Raw genomic sequence first — 23,685 nt, forward strand, 5'->3', positions numbered from 1 at the left:
GTTGGTTGATCGCGAGGTCTCAACTGGCTTTGAGGAAATCGATCAGCGCGGTCGCGACTTCGTCCGGCCGCTCGTCGGCGACATAGTGGCTGCACCGCGCGATCGAGCCGCCCGTCACATTGCTGGCGAACTCCCGGAGCATCGGCACCATCTGTGCGCCGAAGCGCTGGTCGCCGCCGAGGCCAAGCACCGGGATTTCGAGGGAGCGCTTCTTGTACTCAAGCGCAGCCGCATGATCCTCGGCGAGGGTGCGATACCATTCCATGCCCCCGCGCGTTCGGCCAGGAAGCGCCATCGCTTTGGCGTAGATCTCGAGGTTCGCCGGATCGAAGCTGCCGTGGTCGTAGAACCGCTCGGCCATGAACGCCGAGACATAGTCGTATTCACGGCCGTGGATCAGCCGCTCGGGCAGGTCCCGGCTCCCATGGAAGCCGAAGTGCCAGAGCCTTGCGGTCGTCGCCTCCCAACCGCTCCAGCCTGGCAGCGGCACATCGAGGACGGCCAGGTGGGTGATGGCCTCCCGATAGATCACGGCCTGCGGCAGGGCTACCATGCCGCCGATGTCATGGCCGCACACGGCGTAGCGGTCGTGCCCCAGCGCAACCATGACCTCGTGCGCGTCGCGCGCCATGGTCGCCTTGTCGTATCCGCCCTGGGGACAATCGGAAAAGCCCGCGCCGCGCAGATCGATGGCCACCACGCGGAAAAGCCCGGCCAGCAGCGGCATCACATGGTGCCATTCCCACCAGGTTTCCGGCCAGCCGTGCAGCAGCAGGATCGGCAAGCCCGAGCCTCCCGTGACGGTGTTGATCTGGATGCCGTTCACCGGCACCCGTTGCTGGGTAAATCCCTTCAAGGCTGCGATCATGATCGCCCTCCAGTCAGGTGTTGACGTTCAAACGGGGTTCGCGATCACCGTTCAGGGCCGGTCGAAGTCCGTGGCGATCGTGATGTCGCGCCACGCGTCGATATCGCTGCGGAAAGCAGCCAGCTTCCGCTCGGCGATCGCGTGCGCGGCCGGGCCAAGCGGCAGATGAAGTGGGGCGTCTTCGGCATCGACGGCCTTCAGGATCACCGCGACGGCCCTGTCGGGATCGCCTGACTGGTTCCCGTTGTTGCTTTCGCGATAGAGCCTGCGCGAACTCGCGGCGTATTCCGGCATCTCGTTGGCCACCATCGTGATCGAACGGCCGAGGAATTCGGTGCGGAACGGGCCCGGCTCGACGATCAGGACGCGAATGCCGAACGGCTTGAGCTCGCCGGCGAGCGCTTCGGAAATCCCTTCCACGGCAAACTTCGCGGCGTGGTAATAGCCGCCACCGCCGCGGCCCTCGATGCCTGCACCGGACGACATGTTGACGATCGTTCCGCCCGAGCGTCGCAGGACGGGCAGGGCGGCTCTGGTGGTTTCGATCAGTCCGAAGACGTTCACCTCGAACATTGCCCGATACTCTTCGGGCGTGCCTTCTTCGATCGCGCCGAACAGTCCGTAGCCCGCATTGTTCACCAGCACGTCGAACCCGCCGAAGGTTTCGACGGCCTTTGCAACCACCGCCTTGGCCGCTGCCGCATCGGTCACGTCGAGCGGCAAGGTGATCATGCGACCGGCGAATGGTGCGGCCATCTCTTCGATTGTGGTGACATTGCGGGCCGTCGCGATGACCCGATCGCCGCGCTGTGCAGCCGCAAGCGCAAGCCGCTGTCCAAAGCCGCTTGAGCAGCCCGTGATGAGCCAGGTTTTCATCGAACTTCCTCCAGCTGGTTTCCAGGCAATCAGAGTGAAAGCCGCGGGCAGGCCGCGAAGCCGCCGTCGATCGTATGCATGGCGCCCGTGATCCCGCGCGCCTGCGGACCGGCGAAATAGAGCGCCAGGCTCGCGACCTCGTCGGCGGTGCCGTAGCGCTTGATCGCCATCGGCCCGAGCATGCCGGCAGCGCGCGGACCGTCGGCCGGGTTCATGTCGGTGTCGGTAGGGCCGGGCTGGATCACGTTGATCGTGATGTCGCGCGGACCCAGGTCGCGTGCCAGACCGCGTGCCATGCCCTGCATCGCCGCCTTGGTGAGCACATAGGCGGCAAGACCGGGGAACGGCATGCTGTCGGCGGTGTCGGATCCGATGACGAGGATGCGCCCGCCCTCGGGCATCCGGCGCGACGCCTCCACGCTGCCGAAATAGGCACCCCGCACATTGACGTCGATCATGCGGTCGACCGCATCGGCATCGAGCGTCAGCGGATCGCCGAACACCAGCAGACCGGCATTGTAGACGAAGATGTCGATGGGGCCGGCCTCACGGATTGCGTTGATCAGCTCGTCGCGCGCTCCCGCGTCCGCCCGGAGCGCCCGTGCGCCCGTTCCGGTAGCGAGCTTGTCGGCAGCGCCAGCGGAAGCGGCGTATGTGAACGTCACGGTAGCCCCGGCAGCGGCGAAGTGCCGCACGATCGCGGCGCCGATGCCGCGGCTTCCATCAACGACGAATACTTTGCGATCAGAGAATTCCATCGCTTATGTCCTGCGTTTGAAGAGAAGAAGTTGGTCAGCGAGGGCCGTTCGCTCTCGCTTTGCCCGACACGCGATCAGAGTGGAGTGCTCAGCGCCCGAGACACGAAAGCATCGGTGAAGCAGGAAACATCGGCCATCACGGCCGCCGCCTCGGCCGATGCGAGGGCGGCGTGGAGCGCGTCCACGTCGCGGAACCGGTAGATGCCGACGGATACGTCCGTGGCATTGAGATCCCGAGGAAAGTAGGCGGAGGCGCTTTCCAGCCCATGCCGCTGCCAGCAGGCAAGCGCTAAGGGTAGGTGGACATCGACGTAGTGGTCGCGATCGAAGTAGGTGCCGCCGCTGCACGTCACGATCAAGGTTGCCTGTGCCATGAGCGAGCATCTGGGCCGATCAACAATTATCGTAAACTTACAGGTTTGAACCCTATCCGTTCAGTTTTGTTAGAAGAACACCCGGCCCTTCGCCGGCTTTCACCTCTGTGATCGTGAGCGGCGAACGGCGACGCGGCAGCTACGCTCTTTGTGTGCTCTGCCGTCGGCCGAGGCCCTGATTTGCGGGCGAAAGACGCTCATCAAGCAGACTTCTAGCGGTGAGCCTATCGCACGCCCGCTTTTCGGGGCCGGGTGGCACCAACATCATCAACTCATGCGGGAGACGATGCTCAGGAGTGGCGCCTTACGCCAGCTATCCGCACGAAGTCCCTGATAGCTGCGAGTCGGGAACGTCCCCAATATGCGCCGTACGCGACCACGGGATCGCATCTTGAAAGCGGCCGCTTAAAAGCGCGCGGGGGGGATCGCCACGGGCGCATGCGGAAGTCCGATCGCTTGAGCCCAGCCGCGGACAGCGTCGATCGTCCTGCCCAATTCGCCCGCGAGTTCCGCGGTCAGGCGCCCTTCGGCCAGGCCGGCCCGGAGGGCAGCGTCATCCTTCTCTGTCCAGGGTAGTGCAAACTTGGTCTTACTCGTGCCCTCGTCTTCAGGCATGAAGGTGATCGCTTTCGCGGCAAGCCTCGCCCAGACCCTCAATCTGAATTGTCACGTGCTCAATGCCGAAGCGATCTCGAATCATGTTCGCGACGGCCCCGCGCACGACGTCGCCGTCCGCTGCTGCGGCCAACGTCACGTGCATCGTGCAGCTGACGTCGTCGTTCGACATCGACCAGATGCGCAAGTCGTGCAGGCCCGCGACGCCCGGAACGGCGGCGATTGCCGACCGAACGTCCTTAAGCGCGCCCCCCTCGGTACGCCCTCGAGCAGCACGTTCGTCGTGTCGCGCAGCAGGACCCAAGTCCCTGGCAGCACCCACAGGCCGATCGCCACGGCGACGATCGGGTCGATCCACGTCCAGCCGGTGAACTTGATGGCGAGCGCGCCGATGATGACGCCGACCGACCCAATCATGTCCGCCCACACCTCGAGATAGGCGCCCTTTACGTTGAAGCTGCCGTCCTTCCCGCCGGTCAGCAGCCGCATCGAGATCAGGTTCAGACCAGGCCAACCGCCGCGACGATCAGCATGCCCCACGACTGCACCGGCTCGGGATCGGTGAAGCGCTGGATTGCCTCGACAAAGACGTAGATCGCGATGCCGAACAGCAGGATCGCCTTGAACGCGGCGGCCAGGATCTCGAAGCGCCGGTAGCCGAAGGTGCGACGGACGTCCGGCGGGCGCTGCCCGATCCGGATGGCCATGAGCGCGATGACTAGCGCGGCGACGTCGGTGAGCATGTGGGCGTCGTCCGACACAGCGCGAGGCTGTTGAACACGAAGCCCCCCACGACCTCGGCCACCAGGTAGGTGGACGTGAGCGCGAGCGCCCAACCGAGCATCTTCGCGTTCGCCCCCGCGGTATGGTCGTGTGAATGGCCCCCAGGGCCGTGGTCATGCGCCATGCGTCTGCACTCCTTCGATGTCGGTGGTTGCGTCCGTCGCGCTCGCCTCGATCCTTCGCTCGCCGAAGCGGGCGTAGAGCGTCGGCAGCACGAACAGCGTCAGCAGCGTGGCCGAAATCAGCCCGCCGATGACCACCGTCGCCAGCGGCTTCTGCACCTCGGCGCCGGCGCCATGGAAGAGCGCCATGGGCACGAAGCCGAGCGACGCGACGAGCGCAGTCATCGCGACGGGCCGCAGGCGTGCCAGCGCGCCCTCGCGAGCGGCCGCCGCACGGTCGAGGCCCCGCGCCAGCAGGTCCTGGATCGCGGACAGCATCACCAGTCCGTTGAGCACCGCGACGCCAGACAGCGCGATGAATCCGACGGCGGCCGAGATGGAGAACGGCATGCCCCGGAGCAGCAGCGCGAGGATGCCCCCGACCAGGGCCAGCGGCACGCCCGTGAACACGATCAGCGCGTCACGCACCGAGCCGAGCGCCCCGTAGAGCAGCAGCATGATGACCGCGAAGCAGATCGGCACCACGACCATAAGCCGGTCCCGCGCCGACGCCAGGTTCTCGAACTGGCCGCCCCATTCGAGATAGGTGCCGGGCGGCATTGTCACCCGAGCGCCGATTGCCGCCTGCGCGTCCGCTACGACGCCCGCCACGTCCCGGCCGCGCACGTTCGCCTGCACGACGACGCGCCGCTTTCCATTTTCGCGGCTGATCTGGTTCGGGCCATCGACGATCTCGATGTTGGCCACCGTGGAGAGCGGGACGAACCCGCCCTCGGCCGTGGGCACCGGCACCTGCGCGATCGCCGTGAGGTCCGAGCGTGCCGACTCCGGCAGGCGGATCACGACCGGGAAGCGCCGGTCCCCCTCGAAGATCATGCCGGCCTCGTGACCGCCGATCGCGGCGGCGACCGTGTCCTGCACGTCGCCCGCGGTCACCCCGACCCGCGACATTGCGGTGCGGTTCGGCCGGATGTCGAGCATCGGCAGGCCCTCGGTCTGCTCGACGCGGACGTCGGTCGCGCCCTCCGTCCGGCGCAGCACGCCGGCGATCGCCTCGGCGGTCGCGGTCATCTGCGCGAAGTCGTCACCGAACACCTTGACGGCGACGTCCCCGCGCACGCCCGCGATGAGCTCGTTGAAGCGCATCTGGATGGGCTGGGTGATCTCGTAGTTGTTGCCCGGCAGGATCGAGAGGCGCTTCTCCAGCCGGTCGACGAACTCGGCCTTGCCGAGGTTCGGGTCGGGCCACTGGTCCCTGGGCTTCAGGATCACGAAGGTGTCGGTGATGTTCGCCGGCATCGGGTCCGACGCGATCTCCGACGTGCCGGTCCGCGAGAACGCGAACTGGACCTCCGGCTCCTTGGCGATCGCCTTCTCCACCTGCGCCTGCATCGCCTGGCTCTGGTCGACCGACGTGCCGGGGATGCGGATCACCTGGACCAGCACGTTGCCCTCGTCGAGCTGCGGCAGGAACTCCTGGCCCAGCGTCGTGAAGGCGACGGCCGACAGCGCGAGCGCGCCGACCGCGATGCCGAGCGTGGCGTTCGGGCGGCGCAGCGCGGCGTCGAGGCGTGGTTCGTAGCGCCGGCGGAGCGCGGATATGATCGGGCCCTCCTTCTCCTCCACCCGCTTGCTCAACCAGATCGCGATCGCCGCGGGCACGAAGGTCAGCGACAGCACGAACGCGAAGACGAGCGCGATGATCACGGTCAGCGCCATGGGTTCGAACATCTTGCCCTCGACGCCCGTGAAGGTGAGCAGCGGCGCGTAGACGAGGATGATGATCGCCTGGCCGTAGACGGACGGGCGGATCATCTCGCGGGCAGACGCCGCGACGATGGCGAGCCGCTCGTTCAGCGGCAGTGGCTCGTCGCGCCCGTGCTGCGCCTCGGCCAGCCGCCGCAGCGAGTTCTCGACGATGATCACGGCACCATCGACGATCAGGCCGAAGTCGAGCGCCCCCAGGCTCATCAGGTTGGCGGACACGCCGGCCTGCAGCATGCCGATGCTGGTCAGCAGCATGGTGATGGGGATCACCATCGCGGCGATCAGGGCCGCGCGGAAGTTGCCGAGCAGCGCGAACAGCACGACGATGACGAGCAGGGCGCCCTCGGCGAGGTTGCGCGCCACGGTAGCGATGGTCGAGTTGACGAGGTCGGTGCGGTTGAGCACCGGCTTGACCACCACGTCGACGGGCAGCGACGGCCCGATCTCCTCCAGGCGCTTCGACACCCCGGTGGAGACGGTGCGGCTGTTCTCGCCGATCCGCATGACCGCGGTGCCGACGACGACTTCGCGCCCGTTCTCGGACGCGGAGCCCATTCGCAGCCCCTGACCGGTCCTGACCTCCGCCACCTGGCTCAGCACGATCGCCACGCCCTCGCGGGTGGCGATCACCGTCCGGGCGAGCTCGTCGGCGGTGCGGACGCGGCCATCGGCGCGCACCGACAGTCCCTCGCCGTTGCGGTTGACCACGCCCGCGCCGGCGCTGGTGTTGTTGCGCTCAAGCGCCGTGGCGAGGTCCTGCAGCGTGATCTTCATCGCCGCCATGCGCTGGACGTCGGGGACGACGAGGTATTCCTTGGTGTAACCGCCGAGCGAGTCGATGCCGGCAAGGCCGGCCGTGCCCTTGAGCTGCGGCGCGACGATCCAGTCCTGCACGGTGCGCAGGTAGGTCGCCTTGTCCGCCTCGCTGACGAGGTGGCCGCCTTCCGTGCTGATGTAGCTGCCGTCCGGCTGGAGCCCGGGCTCGCCACTCTTGTGATTGACCTTGTCGAGCTCGCGGTATTCGACGGTCCACATGAAGATGTCGCCGAGACCGGTGGCGATCGGGCCCATCTCGGGGTTCACGCCCTCGGGCAGGTCTTCCTCGGCCGTGCGCAGGCGTTCGGACACCTGCTGGCGGGCGAAGTAGATGTCGGTGCCCTCGTCGAACACCGCCGTGATCTGGGCGAACCCGTTGCGGCTGAGCGAGCGGGTGTATTCGAGGCCGGGGATGCCGGCGAGCGCGGTCTCGACGGTGAACGCGACCTGCTTCTCGACCTGATCGGGCGAGAGCGCGGGCGCGACGACGTTGATCTGCACCTGGTTGTTGGTGATGTCGGGGACGGCGTCGATCGGCAGCCGCTGGAGCGCGAGCATGCCGCCGATGGCGGCGACGGCGGTGAGCAGCAGGACGAACCAGCGCCGCTCCACCGAGAAGGTGACGATACGGGCGATCATGGGTCAGTCCTCGTGCTCGGCCTCGCCCTTTCCGAGCTCGGCCTTGAGGGTGAAGGAGTTGGTGGACGCGATGCGTTCGCCACCGTTGAGACCGGCCCTGACCACGACCTGGCCGCCGTTGCGCCGGCCGAGCGTCACCGGGACGGCCTTGAAGCCGGTCGCGGCGCGAACGAAGACGTGCGGTTTGTCCTCGATCATCTGGACGGCCGCCCACGGCACCGCGACGGCCCGGTCGCCGCCTGCCGGCACGATGATCGACGCGTTGACCGTCTCGCCCATGCGCCAGGTGTTGCCGCCGTTGTCGAGGGTCGCGATGACCGGCACCAGTCGCGTCGTCTCGTCGAGGACCGGCGACACGAACGTGACCCTTGCGGCCTGCCGACGCCCGGGACCCGTGACCTCGACCTGGGCACCGGGCTGCACGCGTCCGGCATCCGCCGGCAGCAGCGACATTGCGACCGAGACCTTGGAGAGGTTGGCGATGCGGAACAGCTCCGCGTCGGCGGCCACCGTCTGGCCGAGCGTCGCCGAGCGGGCGATCACCTGCCCCGAGATGGGGGATCGCACGGTGACGCGGTTGAGCGCGCCGCCGCCTCCGCCCGTAGCGGCGAGCTGCTGCTGCGCGAGGCGGAGCGCGATGTTGGCCTCGGTCGCTGCCGTGCGGGCTGCGATCAGGTCCTGCTCCGGCGACACCCGCTCAGCGAACAGGCGCTGCTCGCGGCGGAGATTGGACTGTGCCAGCGCCGCGCGGGCGCGCACCGCCTCGATCTCGCCCTTCAGCGATGCCGCCTCGCGGCTCTCGATCACGGCGAGCACGTCGCCGCGTCCTACCGGCTGACCGAGGTTCCTGGTCAGCGACACGAGCCGCCCGCCGAGCGCGGCGGACGCGACCTGCACGCCCTGGGGATCGCCCTCGATGGCGGCGCTCACCTCGATGGCGCCGGCGACGCCGCCGACCGTCGGCCGGACGACCTCGATGCCCGCTTCGGTGATCTGCTGCTGGGTGAGCGTGACCACGCCTTCCTCGGCGTGGACTTCCTCGGCTGCGTGCTCGTCGGCGGCGTTCTCGGCCGGCGCTTCGGTGCCGCCGCCACAGCCGGCGAGCGTCAGTGCTAGGGTCGCGGGGACCAGCGCCCGCAGGATGGTCTTCTTCATGGCTGGACTTCCGTGTTGGCGTGCGCGCGGGCGGTGAGCCGCTCCAGGCGCGCCTCGGCGTCGTGATAGGCGGCGAGCGCGTCGATGGCGGCCGAGCGGGTCTGCGCGAGCGTGCGTTCCGCATCGAGCAGGTCGAGCTGGCCGAACTTGCCCTCGCGGTAGCCGATGCGGGCGATGCGGGTGGCCTCCTGAGCCGCCGCGAGTGCAGGGCCGTTTACCGCTCGCGCGTTCGCCTCCGCGTGGGCGAGGTCGGTTTCCGCCGTGGCGATCGCCCGCTGCGCGTCGAGCAGCGCGACCCGCCGCAGCGCCTCGGCCTGCTCCCCCTGCGCCCGGGCGGCGTCGATGCCGGCGCGGCCGTTGTTGAACAGCGGAATGGGCAGGCTGACGCCGAACACCGCCGCCACGTCGTTGGTGGCCTCCAGCCGGCGGACACCTGCGCTCAGCGTCAGGTCCGGGACCCGCTGGCTTCGGGCCAGTCGCACCTGGGCGTTGGCCGTCGCGACCTCCGCCTCCGCGGCGGCCAGGGCCAGCGTTCCTTCCGGACCGGCGGGAAGCCGCGGGCGGGCGCCGACCCTGTCGAACCAGCCGAGGTCGAGCCCGGCGGGGTCGCGCCCGATTAGGCGGGCCACGTTGGCGCGCGCGAGCGTCACCGCCCGCTCGGACTGTGCAAGCGCCGTGTCCGCGTTGATGCGCACGACGTCGGCGCGCTGTTCCTCGAGCGGCGACGCCCGGCCGGCGCGGACGCGCACGTTCGCGGCCCTCAGTCCCTCCGTGGCGATGCGCTGCTGGTCGCGCGCGATCAGCAGCCGGCGTTCGGACGCCACCGCCTCGTTGTAGGCCTGGGTGACGCGGAGCCTGAGATCGGCACGGGCCGTTACGGCCGCCAGTCGCGCACGGGCGGTCTGCGTGTCCGCCACTGCGATCCGCGCGGAGCGCTTGCCGCCGAGCTCCAGCGGCAGCGACATGCCGACGGTCGTCTCGGCGCCGCGGATGCCGCTGTAGGCGCCCGTGCCGACAACGTTCTCGACCTCGACGTTGACCGAGGGGTTGGGCCGCTGCCCGGCTACGCGGCGCTGGGCCTCCGCGGCCCTTACCCCGGCGTCGGCCGCCCTGATCCCCGGCGCATTGGCGCCGGCGAGGTCAAGCGCCTGTTCAAGCGTGAGCCCATCCTGCGCGGTCGCCGGTGGACTGGTCTGCGCCTGCGCGGACGATGCGCAGACGGATGCGGCCAGCGAGGCCGCGATGATGCGATGCATGTGTTGCTCCTGACGTGGGATGACGGCCGCCAAGGTCCGGCGGCGCGGCGCACGTCAGGCGATCGGCGGTCTCAGCGTGGAGTCGGGCTGGACCATGGCGAGTTCGGCGCTGTCGTCAGCCACGTGATCGCCGCTGCTCGTCGGCGGGACGGCGTGCGTGACCCGGTCGAGCGGAGCGGCGACATGGTGGCCGTGGCAGCCCCCATGGTGGTGGGGATAGCCCTTCTCGGAGTCGGCGGGCACCTGGTCGGCGTCGCCATCGACGTGACCGGCGACCGCGGTCGCTTCGACACCCGGGATGCACATCTGCTCGTTCGCGTGCGCGGCCACACCCAGACCCATGGAGGCTAGGAGCGCGAGGCCGATCAGGAAGCGCAGCATGCGTGACACGAGGGACGCCTTAGCATCATCTGACCGGCATGCCAGCGACGGAGCGGCGCATCCGCGCGAGGTCGACCGCAAGATCGCTGACCTGCAGGTACTGAGGCGCGAGCTCTCGGCAATCATCGCTAGTACCGGTGGCACCTTCCGCGAGTGCCGCATTTTGGAGGCGTTCGCGGACGGCAGTTAGCGAACTTCCTGCACTTGAAAGCGGACTGGCAGAAAAGTCCCCAATCCGAGCCGTGCCGACGTGCTGGTTGGCCTCGTCCAAACCGTCAATCCGATCAGATGAACGAGCGGCAGGTATCGGGCAGCTGAAAAAGGCGCGTGAATGGCTGGGATTGGGTCCTCCCCTCCGCGTGGGGTCAGGCAGCGTTGGTCAGCCGACCTCCATCCCTTTCCAGAACGCGATGCGGCTTTGGATCTGCTCTGCGTCCGGCTTCGGCACGGGATGATACCAGGCAGCGTCAGTATTGACCGAAACACTGACGCTAAGGTTGTGACAATGAGCTGTGCCCTTCCATGAGCAGATCGTCGTCGTGCTGCTCGGCGTAAGCGCCGTCGCGCTCACAGCACCTGCCGGAAAGTAGTGTTTCCTTCCACCGTGACAGTCTCGTCGCTGCGGACGATCAACGCCTCGTTCCATCGAGCATCCACCATCACGCACCTCCAGCGAGGTCCATAAGGCGCAGCGGCGGTGTCAGCCATCAAGGGTGGCACGCATCGGCCGGTGCAGCGGGCCCACAAACTCGCGGGCCCGTCCGCTTGCTTTAGGCCCCTTGCGACCAGGCGACCGCGTCTGCACCTGCCGGCAGGTGCATCGGCGTGCTCACGTCAGTTACCGCCTGCCAAACCGCGTCCGCGACGTCCCCGGAGGAGGTGGTCGGTCCTGTGTCCTGCTGCCAGCCGGCCATGACCTGCTCGACCAAAGGCTGATACGGTTCGGGAAACCCGCCGGTCATCGCTGCACGGGCGTTCTCTCCAAAGCGCGTTGTCGGCGCGCGGCCCGGTAGCACAACGCGCACGCGCACGTTGAACGGCTCGAGCTCAAGCGCGACGCTGTCGGAGAAGGCGTTCACGGCGGCCTTGCTTGCGGTGTAGACCGACAGCAGCGGCAGCGGCCGATAGGTCACGGACGAGGTGACGTTGACGACAACTCCGTCGCGCCGCTCGCGCATCTGCGGCAGCACCGCCTGCATCATCGCGATGGTACCAAGCGTGTTGGTCTCAAGGATGTGCCGAGCCGCTTCGATCGGCGTGCCCTCCAGCGCGTTGAGAAAGCCGATGCCGGCATTGTTGACGAGCGCGTCGATCGGTCCTGCCGCTTCGACAACCTCGGCGATGCTGTCGGCACTTGTCACATCGAGCGGCAGCACCCGCACACGCTCGGAGGTGGGTAATACGTCCACGCGCGGAGCCCGCATGGTCGCAACCACGTCCCACTCACGGGAAGCGAAATGACGGGCGATTTCCAGCCCGAAGCCCGAGGAACATCCGGTGATCAATATGGTCGGCATACAAGCTCCTGTCGTTAGCACGTCACCAGATGGCTTCCTGTCGGGGACATGCTACGTTTGTTCGTCCGCATCTGTTTAGTGAGCGTCCAGAATTGACTGATCCTCTCGCGCAAATTGTCGGCTTACTTCAGCCCGATCTGTCCTATGCGAAGCTCGTGGAAGGAGCAGGGACATGGCGCATCCGCCGGGTAGAGGACGGTCGAGCCTTCTTCTTCGCGGCGCTCGAAGGGGGCGTGCGCCTGGACATACCAGGGCAAGCGTCGTTCTTGATCGAGAGCGGCGACTTCGTGCTGATCCCGGCCGCCTACGAATTCACCTCGTCGAGCACCACCAGCCCACCTTCGCCCGACCTCGACAGTCTGCCCGTGGAGGTAAGGCCAAACATCTTCCGGCTTGGCGACCAGGTAAACGAGCCCGATGTCCGCATGCTGGTGGGCCACTGCGCATTCGCATCGCCCGACGCTGCGTTGCTCGTGTCGCTACTACCGTCCCTAATCCATGCACGCGGCGAGCCGCGCTTGACCACCTTGATACAGCTGGCGGTCGAGGAGTCCCGGGGCGAACGGGCAGGGCGCGACGTGGTGCTCGCCCGCTTGATGGAAGTGCTATTCATCGAGGCGCTACGCTCGTCCGGTCCGCACTGCCCGTCGGGCATCCTGCGTGGGCTCGGCGACGAGCGGGTCGCGGCGGCCATACGGGCCATCCATGAACGACCGACCGTCGCTTGGGATGTACCCGGCTTGGCCAAGATCGCAGCGATGTCGCGCTCGGTCTTTTTCGAGCGCTTTCGGCGCACCGTCGGCATGGCGCCGATGGAGTACCTCCTGCATTGGCGCATGGTGCTCGCCAAGCGATTGCTCGACGACGGCAAGCTGAGCGTCGCCGTAATTGCCCGGCAGGTCGGCTACAGTTCGGCCAGTACCTTCAGCGTCGCCTTCTCGCGTCATGTCGGCGTTTCGCCGACCATCTACGCGCGACAAAGGCTGTTCTTCGACGTGTCCGCACGCGACACGCTTCTCCAACATGAACCGATGTCCGCTTTCGGGTAGCACTCGAGGGGTGTTAGTCGGCCGCGTTTGGGTCTGACGGAGTACCCTTACTAGGCGGCCCTTCGCGTCGGTAACGGGCAGGCTAGGCTCGCCGATCCGATGAAGTCGGTTAGGCTTGGTTCGGGAATCTCACCTTGATCAGCCAGAAGCTGAATCCCTCCCTCTCCAACGGGCCGTGGAAGGGCGAGGCGGACGCGTGCAAGAGTGACGGGCTGAGGCGGCATAGCAAGCTGGAAATGAACCGCCGACTGCTTGAGCAGCACGACGATTGGACGGACGACCGTATCGCAATTCGGGCCGACGAGTTGTTCACGGAGGCACGCGCGATCTGGCCAGCGTTCGCCGAGCCGGCACGCGTTCCACCGGCGGCTGTCGGATGAGCGTTGTCCTCGCGCGGCGCTTCCGCGGCCGCGAAGGCGCAGTGGCTTCTCGGCGGCCGCGGTTACGACGCGGACTGGTTCAGGGACGCCTTGCAGGCCAAGGGGCATCCCTGCATTCCGGATCACAGACCCGAAACGAGCCGGTCACGTACGACAAGCGCCGCTACCGGCGTCGCAGCCGTTCGGTCGCCTCAGAGACTGGCGCCGCGTGGCGACCCGCTATGACCGCTATCCGGACCGTATTCTTCTCCGCCATTGGCTCGCCGCCACCGTGATCCTCTGGCGATGATCAACGTGTCCTGCCCCTTAGCGCATTTCGCCGCGTGCTGCGGCACCAAGCGCGGTAATGCCCAGCAAGGGCCCCGACAGGAGCATGAGGAAGCCTGCTCGCCGAGGGGGGCATCCGCCGCCCCGGGCCCGTGGCGGCGCAACGTGTCAGCCTCCGAAGATGCGATCCGGAGACGGACACGCCTGCCTTCGGAGCGTTCAGGCCGCCGATAATGCGATGGCGGTCTCGCGATAGTGATGCAGCGGGCGGCCGAGCATCGCGATCAGGCGATCGCGGTCGCCGTCCTGCGGGATCATGCCGTCGCTAACCCAGCGCTCGGCCATCAGCCGCATCTCGTACGCCATCCAGCGCGGCATCGCGACCGCGCTGTTCTGTTCGAACCCGCTGGGATCGTCGCCGCCATAGACGATCGGGCGGCCAAGCACGTCCGACCAGATCGCCGCGACGCTCTCGCCCGTCAGCGTGTCCGGACCGACGAGGTTGATCGTCTCGAGCGGCAGCTTGTCCGGCCCACGCTCGCGCCGGATCAGCTCGATCGCAGCGACCTCAGCAATGTCGCGGGCATCCACCATCGCCAGGCCCTTGCCGCCGATCGGCATCGGGTAGACGCCATGCTGGAGGATGACGTCCTTCACCATCGCTTCGTTGTCGATGAAATAGGCCGGGCGCAGGATCGTCGCGCCGAAATCCATCGCTGCCAGCATGCGCTCGGCACCCGCTTTGACCGCGAAATGCGGCACGTTGACGGCTTCATCCGCCCCGAACACGGAGAGGTAGACGATCCGGTCGACCCCCGCCTCGCGCGCGACGTTGAGGGTGAGGATCGCCTGGGTGAATTCGTCGCCCGTCACGGCGTTCAGAAGGAACAGCGTGCTGACGCCCGCAAAGGCGGCGCGCAGGGCGTCGACGTCGAGCAGGTCGCCCTGCACCACCTCTACCTGCGCGGGGAACGCCGCCCTGGCGGGGTCCCGGGTGAGGACGCGGACATCGGCGTCGCGAGCGACGAGCTGGTCGACGACGAGGCGGCCGACGCGGCCGGTGGCGCCGATCACGAGAATGGTCATGAGGTTTCTCCTTCCGTTGGGTCTTGCTGACCAGAGGAAGATGCGTGATCCGTATCGGTGCAAATAGACGCGCAATCGGGACGCGCCGTCTCAATGGTGGAACGATATGGATCTGCTCGCCCTCGCCGATTTCACGCTGGTCGCGCGCCATGGCGGCTTCGGCAAGGCGGCACGCGCCGCCCGCCGGCCCAAGGCAACGCTGTCCCGCCGCGTGTCCGAACTGGAGGCGGCGCTTGATCTCCGGCTATTCGATCGAGGGCGGCGCGACCTCAAGCTGACCGAGGAAGGGCGCGCGCTGTTCGAGCGGGCGGGAGCCCTGCTGACCGAGCTGGAGGAAACGGCCGTGGCCATCGCGTCGGGCAGCGAGCGGGTGCGGGGGCGCTTGCGGATCAGCGCACCGCACTTGTTCTCGCAAACCGCGATGGGACGGCTGGCGGCCGAATTCGTGCGCCGCCATCCGGAGATCCGGCTGGAGGTCACCAGCGACGATCGCATGGTCGACATGATCGAGGAGGGCTATGACCTGGTGATCCGCGTCGATCCGGCGGCGGACGAGGCGCTGGTCGGTCGGCCTTTCCTCCACGACCGGCTGGTGGTGGTCGCGGGCCCGGACATGCCACTGCCCGCGGGCGGCACCGTTCCCGCCGTAGTGCGGGGCGGCAATCCGGTGCGCGGCTGGACGGTCGGCGCCGCAGATGGCGAACGCACGATCGCGGTCGATCCCGTCCTGCGGCTTTCCTCGCTGATCATGATCCGGGATGCGGTGCGCCGCGGCGCCGGGGCGGCACGGCTGCCGCTCTCGTTGGTCAGCCGCGACATCGCCAGCGGTCGGCTGATATGCTGGGGCAATGTCACGGGGTCAGAGATCAGCTTGTGGGCGCTCTATCCGACGCGCCGCCTGCTGAACGCCAGGGTGTCGGCGTTCCTGGATCTGCTGCGGCAATCCTTCCCGCAGGGTGCACCCGAGGAACTGGCCGCCTTTCTCGACGAACCGGAATGACGAGGAGGGGGCGCAGCGGCGGCGGATCGTTCCGCCTCCTGCCCGCTCGAACGTCAACGGCCCCTCCCACCGCAAGGAGGGGCCGAGCACGCCGCTTACGCCGTCACACCGCCATCGATGTTGAGCGTGGTGCCGGTGATGTAGGTCGCGTCCGGACCGGCGAGGAACGAGACGGCGCCCGCGATCTCCTCGACCGTGCCGTAGCGGCCGAGCGGGATGGATCCGACCAGCTGCCCTGCGAATTCGCTGTCGGCCGGGTTCATGTCGGTGTCGATCGGGCCCGGCTGGACGGTGTTGACGAGAATGTTGCGCGGGGCGAGGTCCTTCGCCCAGCCGCGCGCCAGCGCCGCCACGGCCGCCTTGGTCGCGCTGTAGACCGTGGTCGCGGGGAAGGCCATCTCGCCCGAGATGCTGCCGATGAGGATGATCCTCCCGCCGTCCCGGAGGTGCGGCAGCGCCGCCCGCGTGCCGACGTGCAGGCCCTTCACGTTGACGCCGAACTGACGATCATAGGTCTCGTCGGTATCCTCCGCCAGGGTCGAGAATTCGGCCACACCGGCATTGTGGACCAGGATGTCGATCCCGCCCAATGCTGCGGCGGCCTGCTCCACGCCTGCACGCTGCGATCCAGGATCCGCGGCATCGGCCTGGAAGGCGAAGGCGGTGCCGCCCGCGCCTTCGATCGCGGCCACGGTGGCATCGGCCGCGGCCTTGTTGCCGGCATAGGTGATCGCGACGGTCGCGCCATCGGCCGCCAGTCGCTTCGCGATGGCGGATCCAATGCCGCGCGATCCGCCGGTGACGAGCGCTGTCTTGCCCTGAAGTGACATGTGCATTCTCCAAAAATGTGGCCCGCGATCACGGCGTCGTGCGCTGTCGGCAGAGCGTAAGATGGAGCAATGCTTCCAAAGTTCAACATTCCCGAACTATTAAAACTGCCGTGCAGCCTTATATCTGCCGAATGGCCCGCTTCACTCACCCCAGGCTGGAGGACGTTCCGCTCGATCTGGCGCTGCATGCGCTGGCCGACCCCAACAGGCTGGGGATGGTGGCACGCCTGGCCGCGGCCGAGCGGCTGAGCTGCACCGATGCGGCGCCGTGCGAGTCGATCCCCAAGAGTACGCTGTCGAACCACCTCAAGCTGCTGCGTGCCGCAGGGCTGATCGAGACGACCCAGGCCGGCCGCGAGATGATCAACACGCTGCGGCGATCCGAATTCGAGCGGCGCTTCCCGGGCTTGCTCGATGCCGTGCTTGCCAATCGGCCTGCCTGATCCCTCTCCGGTCGGCGGTCCCCACGCCTTGTCGCTCCGGCAGGATGGCGAGCGCGCGATCAGGCCGCACGCCCGCCGCCTTATCGCCCGATCGCGTCGAGTTCGGTCACGGCGCCCTCGGGCAGGGTCAGCGATGCCGCGGCGAGGTTCTCGTGGAGGTGCGCCACCGATGAGGTACCGGGGATCAGCAGGATGTTGGGGGCCCGCTGGAGCAGCCAGGCGAGCGCCACCTGCATCGGCGTCGCCCCGAGCCGCGTCGCCACGTCGGAGAGGGCCGCGGACTGTAGCGGGCTGAAGCCACCGAGCGGAAAGAAGGGGACATAGGCGACGCCCTGTGCCGCCAGCGCATCGATGAAGGCGTCGTCGTCGCGGTGCGCCAGGTTGTACTGGTTCTGGACGCAGACGATTTCGGCGATGCCGCGCGCTTCCTCGAACTGGGCGGGCGTCACGTTGCTGAGGCCGATGTGGCGGACCAGCCCCTGGCGTTGCAGGTCCGCCACCGCCTGCAGCGGTGCCGCCAGCGATCCTTCCGCCGGGCCGTGAACATCGAACATCAGGCGGAGGTTTACGACGTCCAGCGCCTCCAGCCCGAGGTTCTCCAGATTGTCCTCGACGGCGCGCGCCAGGTCGTCCGGTTCGAGAGCCGGTATCCACGACGCATCCTCGCCGCGTCGTGCCCCGATCTTCGTCACGATCAGTAGGTCGTCGGGGTAGGGCGACAGTGCTTCGCGGATCAGCTGGTTGGTGACATGCGGGCCATAGAAGTCGCTGGTATCGATGTGGTTGACGCCGGCCTCGACGGCGGCGCGAAGGACGGCGAGCGCCTGGTTGCGGTCGCGCGGTGGGCCGAACACGCCGGGTCCGGCGAGTTGCATTGCCCCGTAGCCGAGCCGCTTCACGCTGCGTCCGGCAAAAGCGTAGGTGCCTGCTTGGTCGATCATCGTCGGTCTCCTCTGCTCGCACGGAGATACGGCTTGCGAATAATCGCGATAAGGCGGACTGATCCGCACGGGCTGTACGGAAAACCGAACGATGAAGGCTGATCTTGCGGATCTCAACGCGTTCCTGGCGGTCGCGCAGGCGCGCGGCTTCCGCGACGCGGCCCGTGCCGCCGGATCGAGCGCCTCGACGCTCAGCGAAGCGGTGCGGCGGCTGGAGGCGCGGCTGGGTGTCCGCCTGCTTCATCGGACCACACGCAGCGTCACGCCGACCGAGGCGGGGACACGGCTGATCGAGCGGCTGGCGCCGGCGCTTGGCGAGGTGGAGGCCGCGCTGGACGTCGTGAACCGGTTTCGCGACCGGCCGGCGGGTACGCTGCGGCTCAACGTACCGGTCAGCGCGGCCCGGCTGGTGCTTCCGGCGATCCTGCCCGGCTTCCTCGCCGCCTATCCCGATATCCAGGTCGAGATCATTGCCGAGGACGGCTTTGTCGACATGCTGGCGTCGGGTTGCGACGCGGGCATTCGCTACGACGAGCGGCTGGAGCAGGACATGATCGCGGTGCCGATCGGTCCGCGCGTCCAGCGCTTCGCGACGGCCGCGGCACCGGCCTATCTCGACGCGCGCGGCCGGCCGGCACACCCGCGCGACCTGCTGGAGCACGCGTGCCTGCGCGGCCGCTTCACCAGCGGCGCGTTGACCAGCCCATGGGAGTTCGAACGGGAGGGCAAGATCGTGCGGATCGAGCCGCAGGGGCCGCTGATCGCCAGCGTGGCGGGGGCGGCCGACCTGCTGGTCGATGTGGCGGCCGCGGGCGGCGGGATCATCCACCTATTCGAGAACTGGCTCCGGCCGGCGCTGGACAGCGGCGCTCTGGAAGCGGTGTTGCCGGATTGGTGGCAGTCCTTTTCCGGTCCGTTCCTCTATCACTCCGGCCGCCGCCTCGTGCCGCCGCCGCTGCGCGCCTTTCTCGACTTCATCCGCAGCTAGGGCGCCAGGCACCGATCCTGCGCAGCGTCGGCGGTGTGCATCTTGGCGCCAAGGTACCGAAGCGCAGGGGGTGGGCCGCTCGCGCCGGGTCCCCGGCAGAGGTGGTCGACCGGCTCTGCGTGCGCCACCCCCAATCGCGTGGACGTGACGGCGCGGAAGCGACTGCCTCGTTCTCTTGCCCCGGGTTTTTCCCACGACCGTGCTCGGGGAGCCGGGCGGGGTGAAGCATTCCGTCGGCACGGCGAGCCTGGGCTCGCCGTGCATCACCTCAGACAGCCCGTCAGGCTTCCTGGATCGCCGAGAGGCGCCACTGGCCGTCGGCCCCGCGCTTGAAGGTCCACAGCTCGGTTGCCTGGCTCGGCCGCTCCGGATCGCCCTCAACGACGGCGCCGCTGCTCCGGTCGAGCATCACGTCGATGCTCTCGTATCGCATGGCGATGGTTGCGTAGTTGGCGTCCTCCTCGCGCCAGGCCTCCGCCACCTCCGCGTCGATCAACGCGGTCTTGGAGACGCGGTTGCGTCGGCCGGCGGTGGCGTTCTGGCTGAGTTCCTCGGCGAAGTAGGACATCACCTCCGGGGTGGTCCGCGCACGCAGGCTCGCGAAATCCTCGTCGGAGAAGGCGTCCTGCACCTCGATCAGCAGCCGCTCGAAGTCGCGCCGGTCGGCGTCGACGATGTCGATGTCCTCGCTGCGCGGCGCCACGGCGGCGGGACGGAAGTCCTGGGAGAAGGGCTGCTGCGGCGCCGGCCGCGGCTCGAAGCCCGCGAAGGGGGACGACATCGCGCCGCCATGCGCTCCCGCAAGCGTCGGCTTGCGACGGAACATGCGCAACAGGAACCACACGAGCCCGCCGATCAGGGCTACCTGGAGCAGCGCCATGAGCATCCCTGCGCCGGCAAGCGAACCCAGGCCGCCGCCGAGCAGCGCCCCGATCAGGCCGCCCGCGATCAGGCCGCCCAGCAGGCCCCTGCCCAGGCCGCCGCGACGGGCAGGCGCGGCCCTGCCGGCCTGCGCCGACGGGCTCGAAGCCGCCGGCTTCTCCGTCATCGAACGCTGCACCGGAGCCGTCGACCTTGGGGCCACCGTGGTGGTGGCTGGTGCATCATAGGTGCGGGCGCCGCGGCTGCCGAAGCTGCCTTTCCGCCGCGCCTCCGCATCATCGGGAACGACGAGCATCGCTGCCACGGCGAGACCGGCCGCGACCGCGCCCAGGTTGCCGATCTTGAAGGGAATCATTGCTTTTCCTTGCGCTGAAATAGGGTCGATTGGGGTGGCCGGTGGCTCAAGCCGCGCCATGGGTGGCTGGCGGCGCGCCGCTCCGCTGCTCGCGCATCCAAGCGGCACGCGGCGTACGGGGCAGGTCGTTCCGGTCAGCGGCAGTCATCGCGAACTCCATGTTCGGGACTGGCCGGAGAATTGCGAAATCGGCCAGGCCCCTCAGGATCTGCGGTCCGACATCACACCACGTCGTGGGGTGTCAGAGGGGCCCGGCCCGCTCCCGCAAGCTAGGCGAGGGTGGCCCGCGCTTCAAGTGCCTCCATCTCGCAACGGACGCCCGGCGCGACCGGAAACGGATGGCCAGCGGTCCAGGAACGGCTAGGATGATCGACAAACAAGCAGAGAGGACGGCCATGAGCGGATCATCGACCCCCGAGACGGAAGCGGAGATCACCGGGGCCACGACCCGCCGCCGGCCGCGGCCGGAGATCCTGGAGGTGGGCGGCCGGCGCCTGTCTCCCTCCACCCTGATGATGGGCCACGCCTATGATCCGGCGCTGTCCGAAGGCTCGCTGAAGCCGCCGATCTTCCTGACCTCAACCTTCGTGTTCGAGAATGCCGCGGCGGGCAAGCGCCACTTCGAAGGGGTGACTGGCAAGCGGCCGGGCGGCGTCGACGGCCTCGTCTACTCGCGCTTCAACGGGCCGAACCAGGAAATCCTCGAGGATCGCCTGGGCATCTGGGAAGATGCGGAGGACGCGCTGGTCTTTTCCTCGGGCATGTCGGCGATCGCCACGCTGATGCTGGCGCTGGTGAAGCCGGGCGACGTGATCGTGCACTCCGCCCCGCTCTATGCCGCGACCGAAACCCTGATCGGGCGTATCCTCGGCCGCTTCGGCGTGACCTTCCTCGACTTCCCGGCCGGCGCCACCGAGGATGAGATCGCCGCCGTGATCGAGCGGGCGAAGGCGCAGGGCAACGTCTCGCTGATCTATCTCGAGAGTCCTGCCAACCCCACCAACGCGCTGGTCGACATCGAGGCGGTGTCGCGCGTGCGGGACCGGCTGCTGGGCGACACCGTGCCGCCGATCGCGATCGACAACACCTTCCTCGGCCCGCTCTGGCAGCAGCCGCTGCGGCATGGCGCGGACCTGGTGGTCTACAGCCTGACCAAATATGCGGGCGGCCATTCGGATCTCGTCGCGGGCGGGATTTCGGGCGCCAAGAAGTGGATCGATCCGGTCCGCATGATGCGCAACACCATCGGCACGATCTGCGACCCGAACACGGCCTGGATGCTGCTGCGCAGCCTGGAGACGCTGGAACTGCGGATGAGCCGTGCCGGCGAAAATGCCGCCAAGGTCTGCGCGTTTCTGCGCGATCATTCCAAGGTCGAAAGCGTCGGCTACCTCGGCTTTCTGGGCGAAGGGAGCCGCCAGGCCGACATCTACCAGCGCCATTGCAGCGGCGCCGGATCGACCTTCTCGCTGTACCTGAAGGGCGGGGAGCGCGAGAGCTTCGCCTTCCTCGACAACCTCAAGATCGCCAAGCTGGCGGTAAGCCTGGGCGGTACGGAGACGCTTGCTTCCTGTCCTGCGGCGATGACGCACCTTTCGGTGCCGGACCAGCGCAAGCAGGACCTGGGGATCACGGACAACCTCGTGCGCATCTCCATCGGCGTGGAGAATGCCGACGACCTGATCGCCGACTTTGATCAGGCACTGGGCGCGGTGTGACGATGGCCACAGGTGGGGGGGAGCCGCCGGACGCCCGGTAGACTCGTGCGGCTTAGGCGGCTCCGCTTGGGGAGAGCGGGCGGGTCGGGCGCCCCGCCCATTCCCAGCGTGGGGGTATGCGGCGGTCGACCGCCTCCAAGCGCGGCTTCATCCACTCGCGAAGCCGAGGCTCGATGCGCATCGCGACCAGCCAGGAAAGGGCGACGACCACCGCCAGCGAGAGCAGGAGCGCAAGCACCGGCGGCACGCCGGCACGAAGCTGCCACGCGCTGAGCGCGATCCCGACCGGCTGGTGGAGGAGATAGACCGGATAGGTCATCAGGCCCATCGCCCGGATTGTGGCGACACGCCGGCCGAGGCGGCGGTGGGCGGTTGCGTTCCAGCGCAGCGATAGGACGATGAAGGCAAGCGCGAGGAGGAATGCGAGCTCAGCGGGCGCGGCGCGCATCGGAACGCCGGCCCATTCCCCCGCGTGGTGCGCTTCGTTCGCGATCTGGACCATGCCGGCACCTGCGAACAGCGCGAGCGCGGCGAGGCGCTGTGCGGTCAGGCCCTTCTGGCGCACGATCCAGATCATCGCGCCCAGCGCAAAGAAGCAGCCGTGCTGGAGCAGCAGCTGCTTGGGCACGCGATGGGTGGCGAGCCGGGTCACGACGTCCCCCGCCCGGCCGTCGGGTACCGCGAGCACCGCGACCCAGAGCGCCAGCGAGATGCCGCCCAGCATCAGGACGACGCGTTCCAGCCGGTCGAAGCGGTTGCGGCACAGCACCAGGAACATCAGCGAATAGAAGGCGATCTCCACCGGCAGCGTCCAATAGCTGCCGGCCACCCATGGGCCGGCAGGGAAGATCACCAGCGACAGGAGATAGAGCTTCAGCGTCTCGCCGAGCGGCGTTCCTGTAAGGAGCAGCGGGATCAGGGACAGGCTCGCGCAGATCCAGATGCCGGGCAGGAGCCGAAGGATCCGGCTCCGCACGAACGCCGAAGGGCTGCGGCCGTTGGCGGTATAGGCGATGACGAAGCCGCTGATGACGAAGAAGATCTGCACCCCGACCCAGCCGGTATCGACCCAGGGCGTCCAGCTGACATAGGCGAGAAAGGGGGCGGCGGCGGCGGTGCCGTGCTGGTGCGGGTTCGCCCATTCGAGATAGGTCAGGTGATAGACCGTGACCAGAAGCGCTGCCGCGAGCCGCAGCAGGTCGAGCCCGACCACCTGGCTCGGCGTTGTGGCGGCCCCGGCGGCCATCAGAAGATCTTCTCGCGGACCCGGATCGTGTCGCCCGGCTGGATGCGGGTGGCGGCGGTGACCTCCACCTTGGTCTCCTTGGTCTCCCCCGCCCGCGTGATCATGACCTTGCGGGAGTTGGCGCGGTAGGTGAAGCCCTGCGCGGTGGCGACGGCGTGGTAGAGGGTGAGGCCCGGCGTGTACGGGTAGGTCCCCGGCTTGTTGACCTCGCCCAGGATATAGAAGGGGCGAAAGGCGATCACCTCGGCCGTGACCTTCGGGTCGTTGAGCAGCCCGCTGCCCAGCCGCCGCTCCAGGTCCGCGCGAAGCTGCGGCACGGTCTTGCCGCCGGCGGGATAGTCGCCGATCAGCGGAAAGGAGATGATGCCGAGCTCCGACACCTGATATTCGCCGGTCATCCCCTCCTCGTCATACACCGAGATTCGCAGCCGGTCCCCGGAGCCGAGCCGATAGTCTGCCGCGGCGGCGAGGGCCCCTTGCTGCGGCGGGGCGGCGACCTGCGCGGCGACGGGCGTGGCGACAAGGAGCAGCAGTGCAATCGCCGCTCTGGTCGATCGGGTTCGCATGGCGGTT

At 68.1% G+C, this 23,685-nt stretch carries 24 protein-coding genes and 2 pseudogenes; 7 read left to right on the top strand and 19 right to left on the bottom strand.

What is annotated here, in order from left to right; translation table 11 throughout:
• Positions 1–19 precede the first annotated feature (19 nt).
• From EO081_RS09255 to EO081_RS09310, 13 genes are all read right to left on the bottom strand, one after another.
• A complete protein-coding gene (locus tag EO081_RS09255; RefSeq protein WP_129341676.1) occupies positions 20–868 on the bottom strand; it encodes an alpha/beta fold hydrolase in 849 nt (282 codons plus the stop codon).
• Positions 869–919: 51 nt separating this feature from the next.
• Positions 920–1,744: an oxidoreductase gene (locus EO081_RS09260; protein ID WP_129341677.1), complete on the bottom strand. Its 825-nt coding sequence runs from the start codon at positions 1,742–1,744 to the stop codon at positions 920–922.
• Positions 1,745–1,773: 29 nt separating this feature from the next.
• Positions 1,774–2,502, bottom strand: coding sequence for an SDR family oxidoreductase (gene bdcA, locus EO081_RS09265; RefSeq protein WP_129341678.1), 729 nt, complete (start codon positions 2,500–2,502; stop codon positions 1,774–1,776).
• Between the two features lie 74 nt (positions 2,503–2,576).
• On the bottom strand, positions 2,577–2,876 hold the full coding sequence (locus tag EO081_RS09270; protein ID WP_206364367.1) for an EthD family reductase: 300 nt from the start codon (positions 2,874–2,876) through the stop codon (positions 2,577–2,579).
• Between the two features lie 607 nt (positions 2,877–3,483).
• Positions 3,484–3,678, bottom strand: coding sequence for a cation transporter dimerization domain-containing protein (locus EO081_RS17325; protein ID WP_446444256.1), 195 nt, complete (start codon positions 3,676–3,678; stop codon positions 3,484–3,486).
• Entirely contained in the window at positions 3,627–3,980 is a 354-nt protein-coding gene (locus tag EO081_RS17330; protein WP_476749589.1) for a cation diffusion facilitator family transporter, read from the bottom strand. The genes EO081_RS17325 and EO081_RS17330 overlap by 52 nt, the downstream gene beginning before the upstream one ends.
• Before the next feature lie 11 nt (positions 3,981–3,991).
• A complete protein-coding gene (locus EO081_RS17335) occupies positions 3,992–4,252 on the bottom strand; it encodes a cation diffusion facilitator family transporter (RefSeq protein WP_476749590.1) in 261 nt (86 codons plus the stop codon).
• Positions 4,253–4,387: 135 nt separating this feature from the next.
• Positions 4,388–7,618 carry an efflux RND transporter permease subunit gene (locus EO081_RS09280; protein WP_129341679.1) on the bottom strand — a complete coding sequence of 1,077 codons (3,231 nt, stop codon included), beginning with the start codon at positions 7,616–7,618 and terminating at the stop codon, positions 4,388–4,390.
• 3 nt (positions 7,619–7,621) lie between these two features.
• A complete protein-coding gene (locus EO081_RS09285; RefSeq protein WP_129341680.1) occupies positions 7,622–8,773 on the bottom strand; it encodes an efflux RND transporter periplasmic adaptor subunit in 1,152 nt (383 codons plus the stop codon).
• The gene (locus EO081_RS09290) at positions 8,770–10,029 is read right to left on the bottom strand and encodes a TolC family protein (protein ID WP_129341681.1); all 1,260 of its coding nucleotides are present in this window, start codon (positions 10,027–10,029) and stop codon (positions 8,770–8,772) included. Before EO081_RS09290 ends, EO081_RS09285 begins: the two co-directional genes overlap by 4 nt.
• 54 nt (positions 10,030–10,083) lie before the next feature.
• Positions 10,084–10,419, bottom strand: coding sequence for a hypothetical protein (locus tag EO081_RS09295; protein WP_129341682.1), 336 nt, complete (start codon positions 10,417–10,419; stop codon positions 10,084–10,086).
• A gap of 370 nt (positions 10,420–10,789) precedes the next feature.
• Positions 10,790–10,981: a DUF427 domain-containing protein gene (locus EO081_RS09305; protein WP_311721181.1), complete on the bottom strand. Its 192-nt coding sequence runs from the start codon at positions 10,979–10,981 to the stop codon at positions 10,790–10,792.
• Between the two features lie 199 nt (positions 10,982–11,180).
• On the bottom strand, positions 11,181–11,927 hold the full coding sequence (locus EO081_RS09310) for an SDR family oxidoreductase (protein WP_129341683.1): 747 nt from the start codon (positions 11,925–11,927) through the stop codon (positions 11,181–11,183).
• Between the two features lie 92 nt (positions 11,928–12,019).
• Here EO081_RS09310 and EO081_RS09315 point away from each other — a divergent pair, with 92 nt between their 5' ends.
• The 3 genes and pseudogenes from EO081_RS09315 to EO081_RS09325 form a co-directional block, all read left to right on the top strand.
• The gene (locus tag EO081_RS09315) at positions 12,020–12,976 is read left to right on the top strand and encodes an AraC family transcriptional regulator (RefSeq protein ID WP_129341684.1); all 957 of its coding nucleotides are present in this window, start codon (positions 12,020–12,022) and stop codon (positions 12,974–12,976) included.
• A gap of 131 nt (positions 12,977–13,107) precedes the next feature.
• A pseudogene (locus EO081_RS09320) lies at positions 13,108–13,356 on the top strand (GmrSD restriction endonuclease domain-containing protein); the annotation flags it as partial.
• A 33-nt stretch (positions 13,357–13,389) separates the two neighbouring features.
• Positions 13,390–13,645: pseudogene (locus EO081_RS09325) on the top strand (IS5/IS1182 family transposase); the annotation flags it as partial.
• Between the two features lie 197 nt (positions 13,646–13,842).
• Here EO081_RS09325 and EO081_RS09330 read toward each other — a convergent pair.
• Positions 13,843–14,709, bottom strand: coding sequence for an SDR family oxidoreductase (locus EO081_RS09330; protein WP_129341686.1), 867 nt, complete (start codon positions 14,707–14,709; stop codon positions 13,843–13,845).
• 106 nt (positions 14,710–14,815) lie between these two features.
• Between EO081_RS09330 and EO081_RS09335 the strand changes: the two genes are divergently transcribed.
• On the top strand, positions 14,816–15,709 hold the full coding sequence (locus EO081_RS09335) for a LysR family transcriptional regulator (protein ID WP_129341687.1): 894 nt from the start codon (positions 14,816–14,818) through the stop codon (positions 15,707–15,709).
• A 95-nt stretch (positions 15,710–15,804) separates the two neighbouring features.
• Here EO081_RS09335 and EO081_RS09340 read toward each other — a convergent pair whose 3' ends face one another.
• The gene (locus EO081_RS09340; protein WP_129341688.1) at positions 15,805–16,539 is read right to left on the bottom strand and encodes an SDR family oxidoreductase; all 735 of its coding nucleotides are present in this window, start codon (positions 16,537–16,539) and stop codon (positions 15,805–15,807) included.
• A 131-nt stretch (positions 16,540–16,670) separates the two neighbouring features.
• On the opposite strand from EO081_RS09340, the gene EO081_RS09345 reads away from it, so the two are divergent.
• Positions 16,671–16,982 (top strand): ArsR/SmtB family transcription factor, encoded by a 312-nt coding sequence (locus EO081_RS09345; RefSeq protein ID WP_129341689.1) that lies wholly within the window; start codon positions 16,671–16,673, stop codon positions 16,980–16,982.
• An 80-nt stretch (positions 16,983–17,062) separates the two neighbouring features.
• Here EO081_RS09345 and EO081_RS09350 read toward each other — a convergent pair whose 3' ends face one another.
• On the bottom strand, positions 17,063–17,923 hold the full coding sequence (locus EO081_RS09350) for an aldo/keto reductase family oxidoreductase (protein ID WP_129341690.1): 861 nt from the start codon (positions 17,921–17,923) through the stop codon (positions 17,063–17,065).
• 91 nt (positions 17,924–18,014) lie between these two features.
• Between EO081_RS09350 and EO081_RS09355 the strand changes: the two genes are divergently transcribed.
• Positions 18,015–18,911, top strand: a complete 897-nt coding sequence (locus tag EO081_RS09355; RefSeq protein WP_129341691.1) for a LysR family transcriptional regulator — start codon at positions 18,015–18,017, stop codon at positions 18,909–18,911.
• A gap of 280 nt (positions 18,912–19,191) precedes the next feature.
• On the opposite strand, the gene EO081_RS09360 is transcribed toward EO081_RS09355, so the two are convergent.
• Positions 19,192–20,148 carry a TIM44-like domain-containing protein gene (locus EO081_RS09360; RefSeq protein WP_129341692.1) on the bottom strand — a complete coding sequence of 319 codons (957 nt, stop codon included), beginning with the start codon at positions 20,146–20,148 and terminating at the stop codon, positions 19,192–19,194.
• Between the two features lie 395 nt (positions 20,149–20,543).
• Between EO081_RS09360 and EO081_RS09365 the strand changes: the two genes are divergently transcribed.
• Positions 20,544–21,866, top strand: a complete 1,323-nt coding sequence (locus EO081_RS09365) for a cystathionine gamma-synthase family protein (RefSeq protein WP_129341693.1) — start codon at positions 20,544–20,546, stop codon at positions 21,864–21,866.
• A 52-nt stretch (positions 21,867–21,918) separates the two neighbouring features.
• Here EO081_RS09365 and EO081_RS09370 read toward each other — a convergent pair whose 3' ends face one another.
• Together EO081_RS09370 and EO081_RS09375 are read right to left on the bottom strand one after the other, a co-directional pair.
• The gene (locus EO081_RS09370) at positions 21,919–23,112 is read right to left on the bottom strand and encodes an acyltransferase family protein (RefSeq protein WP_129341694.1); all 1,194 of its coding nucleotides are present in this window, start codon (positions 23,110–23,112) and stop codon (positions 21,919–21,921) included.
• Positions 23,112–23,678: a polysaccharide biosynthesis/export family protein gene (locus tag EO081_RS09375; RefSeq protein ID WP_129341695.1), complete on the bottom strand. Its 567-nt coding sequence runs from the start codon at positions 23,676–23,678 to the stop codon at positions 23,112–23,114. Before EO081_RS09375 ends, EO081_RS09370 begins: the two co-directional genes overlap by 1 nt.
• Positions 23,679–23,685: the final 7 nt, after the last annotated feature.

The organism is Sphingomonas desiccabilis (genome assembly GCF_004135605.1).
GTDB classification, from domain to species: domain Bacteria; phylum Pseudomonadota; class Alphaproteobacteria; order Sphingomonadales; family Sphingomonadaceae; genus Sphingomonas; species Sphingomonas desiccabilis.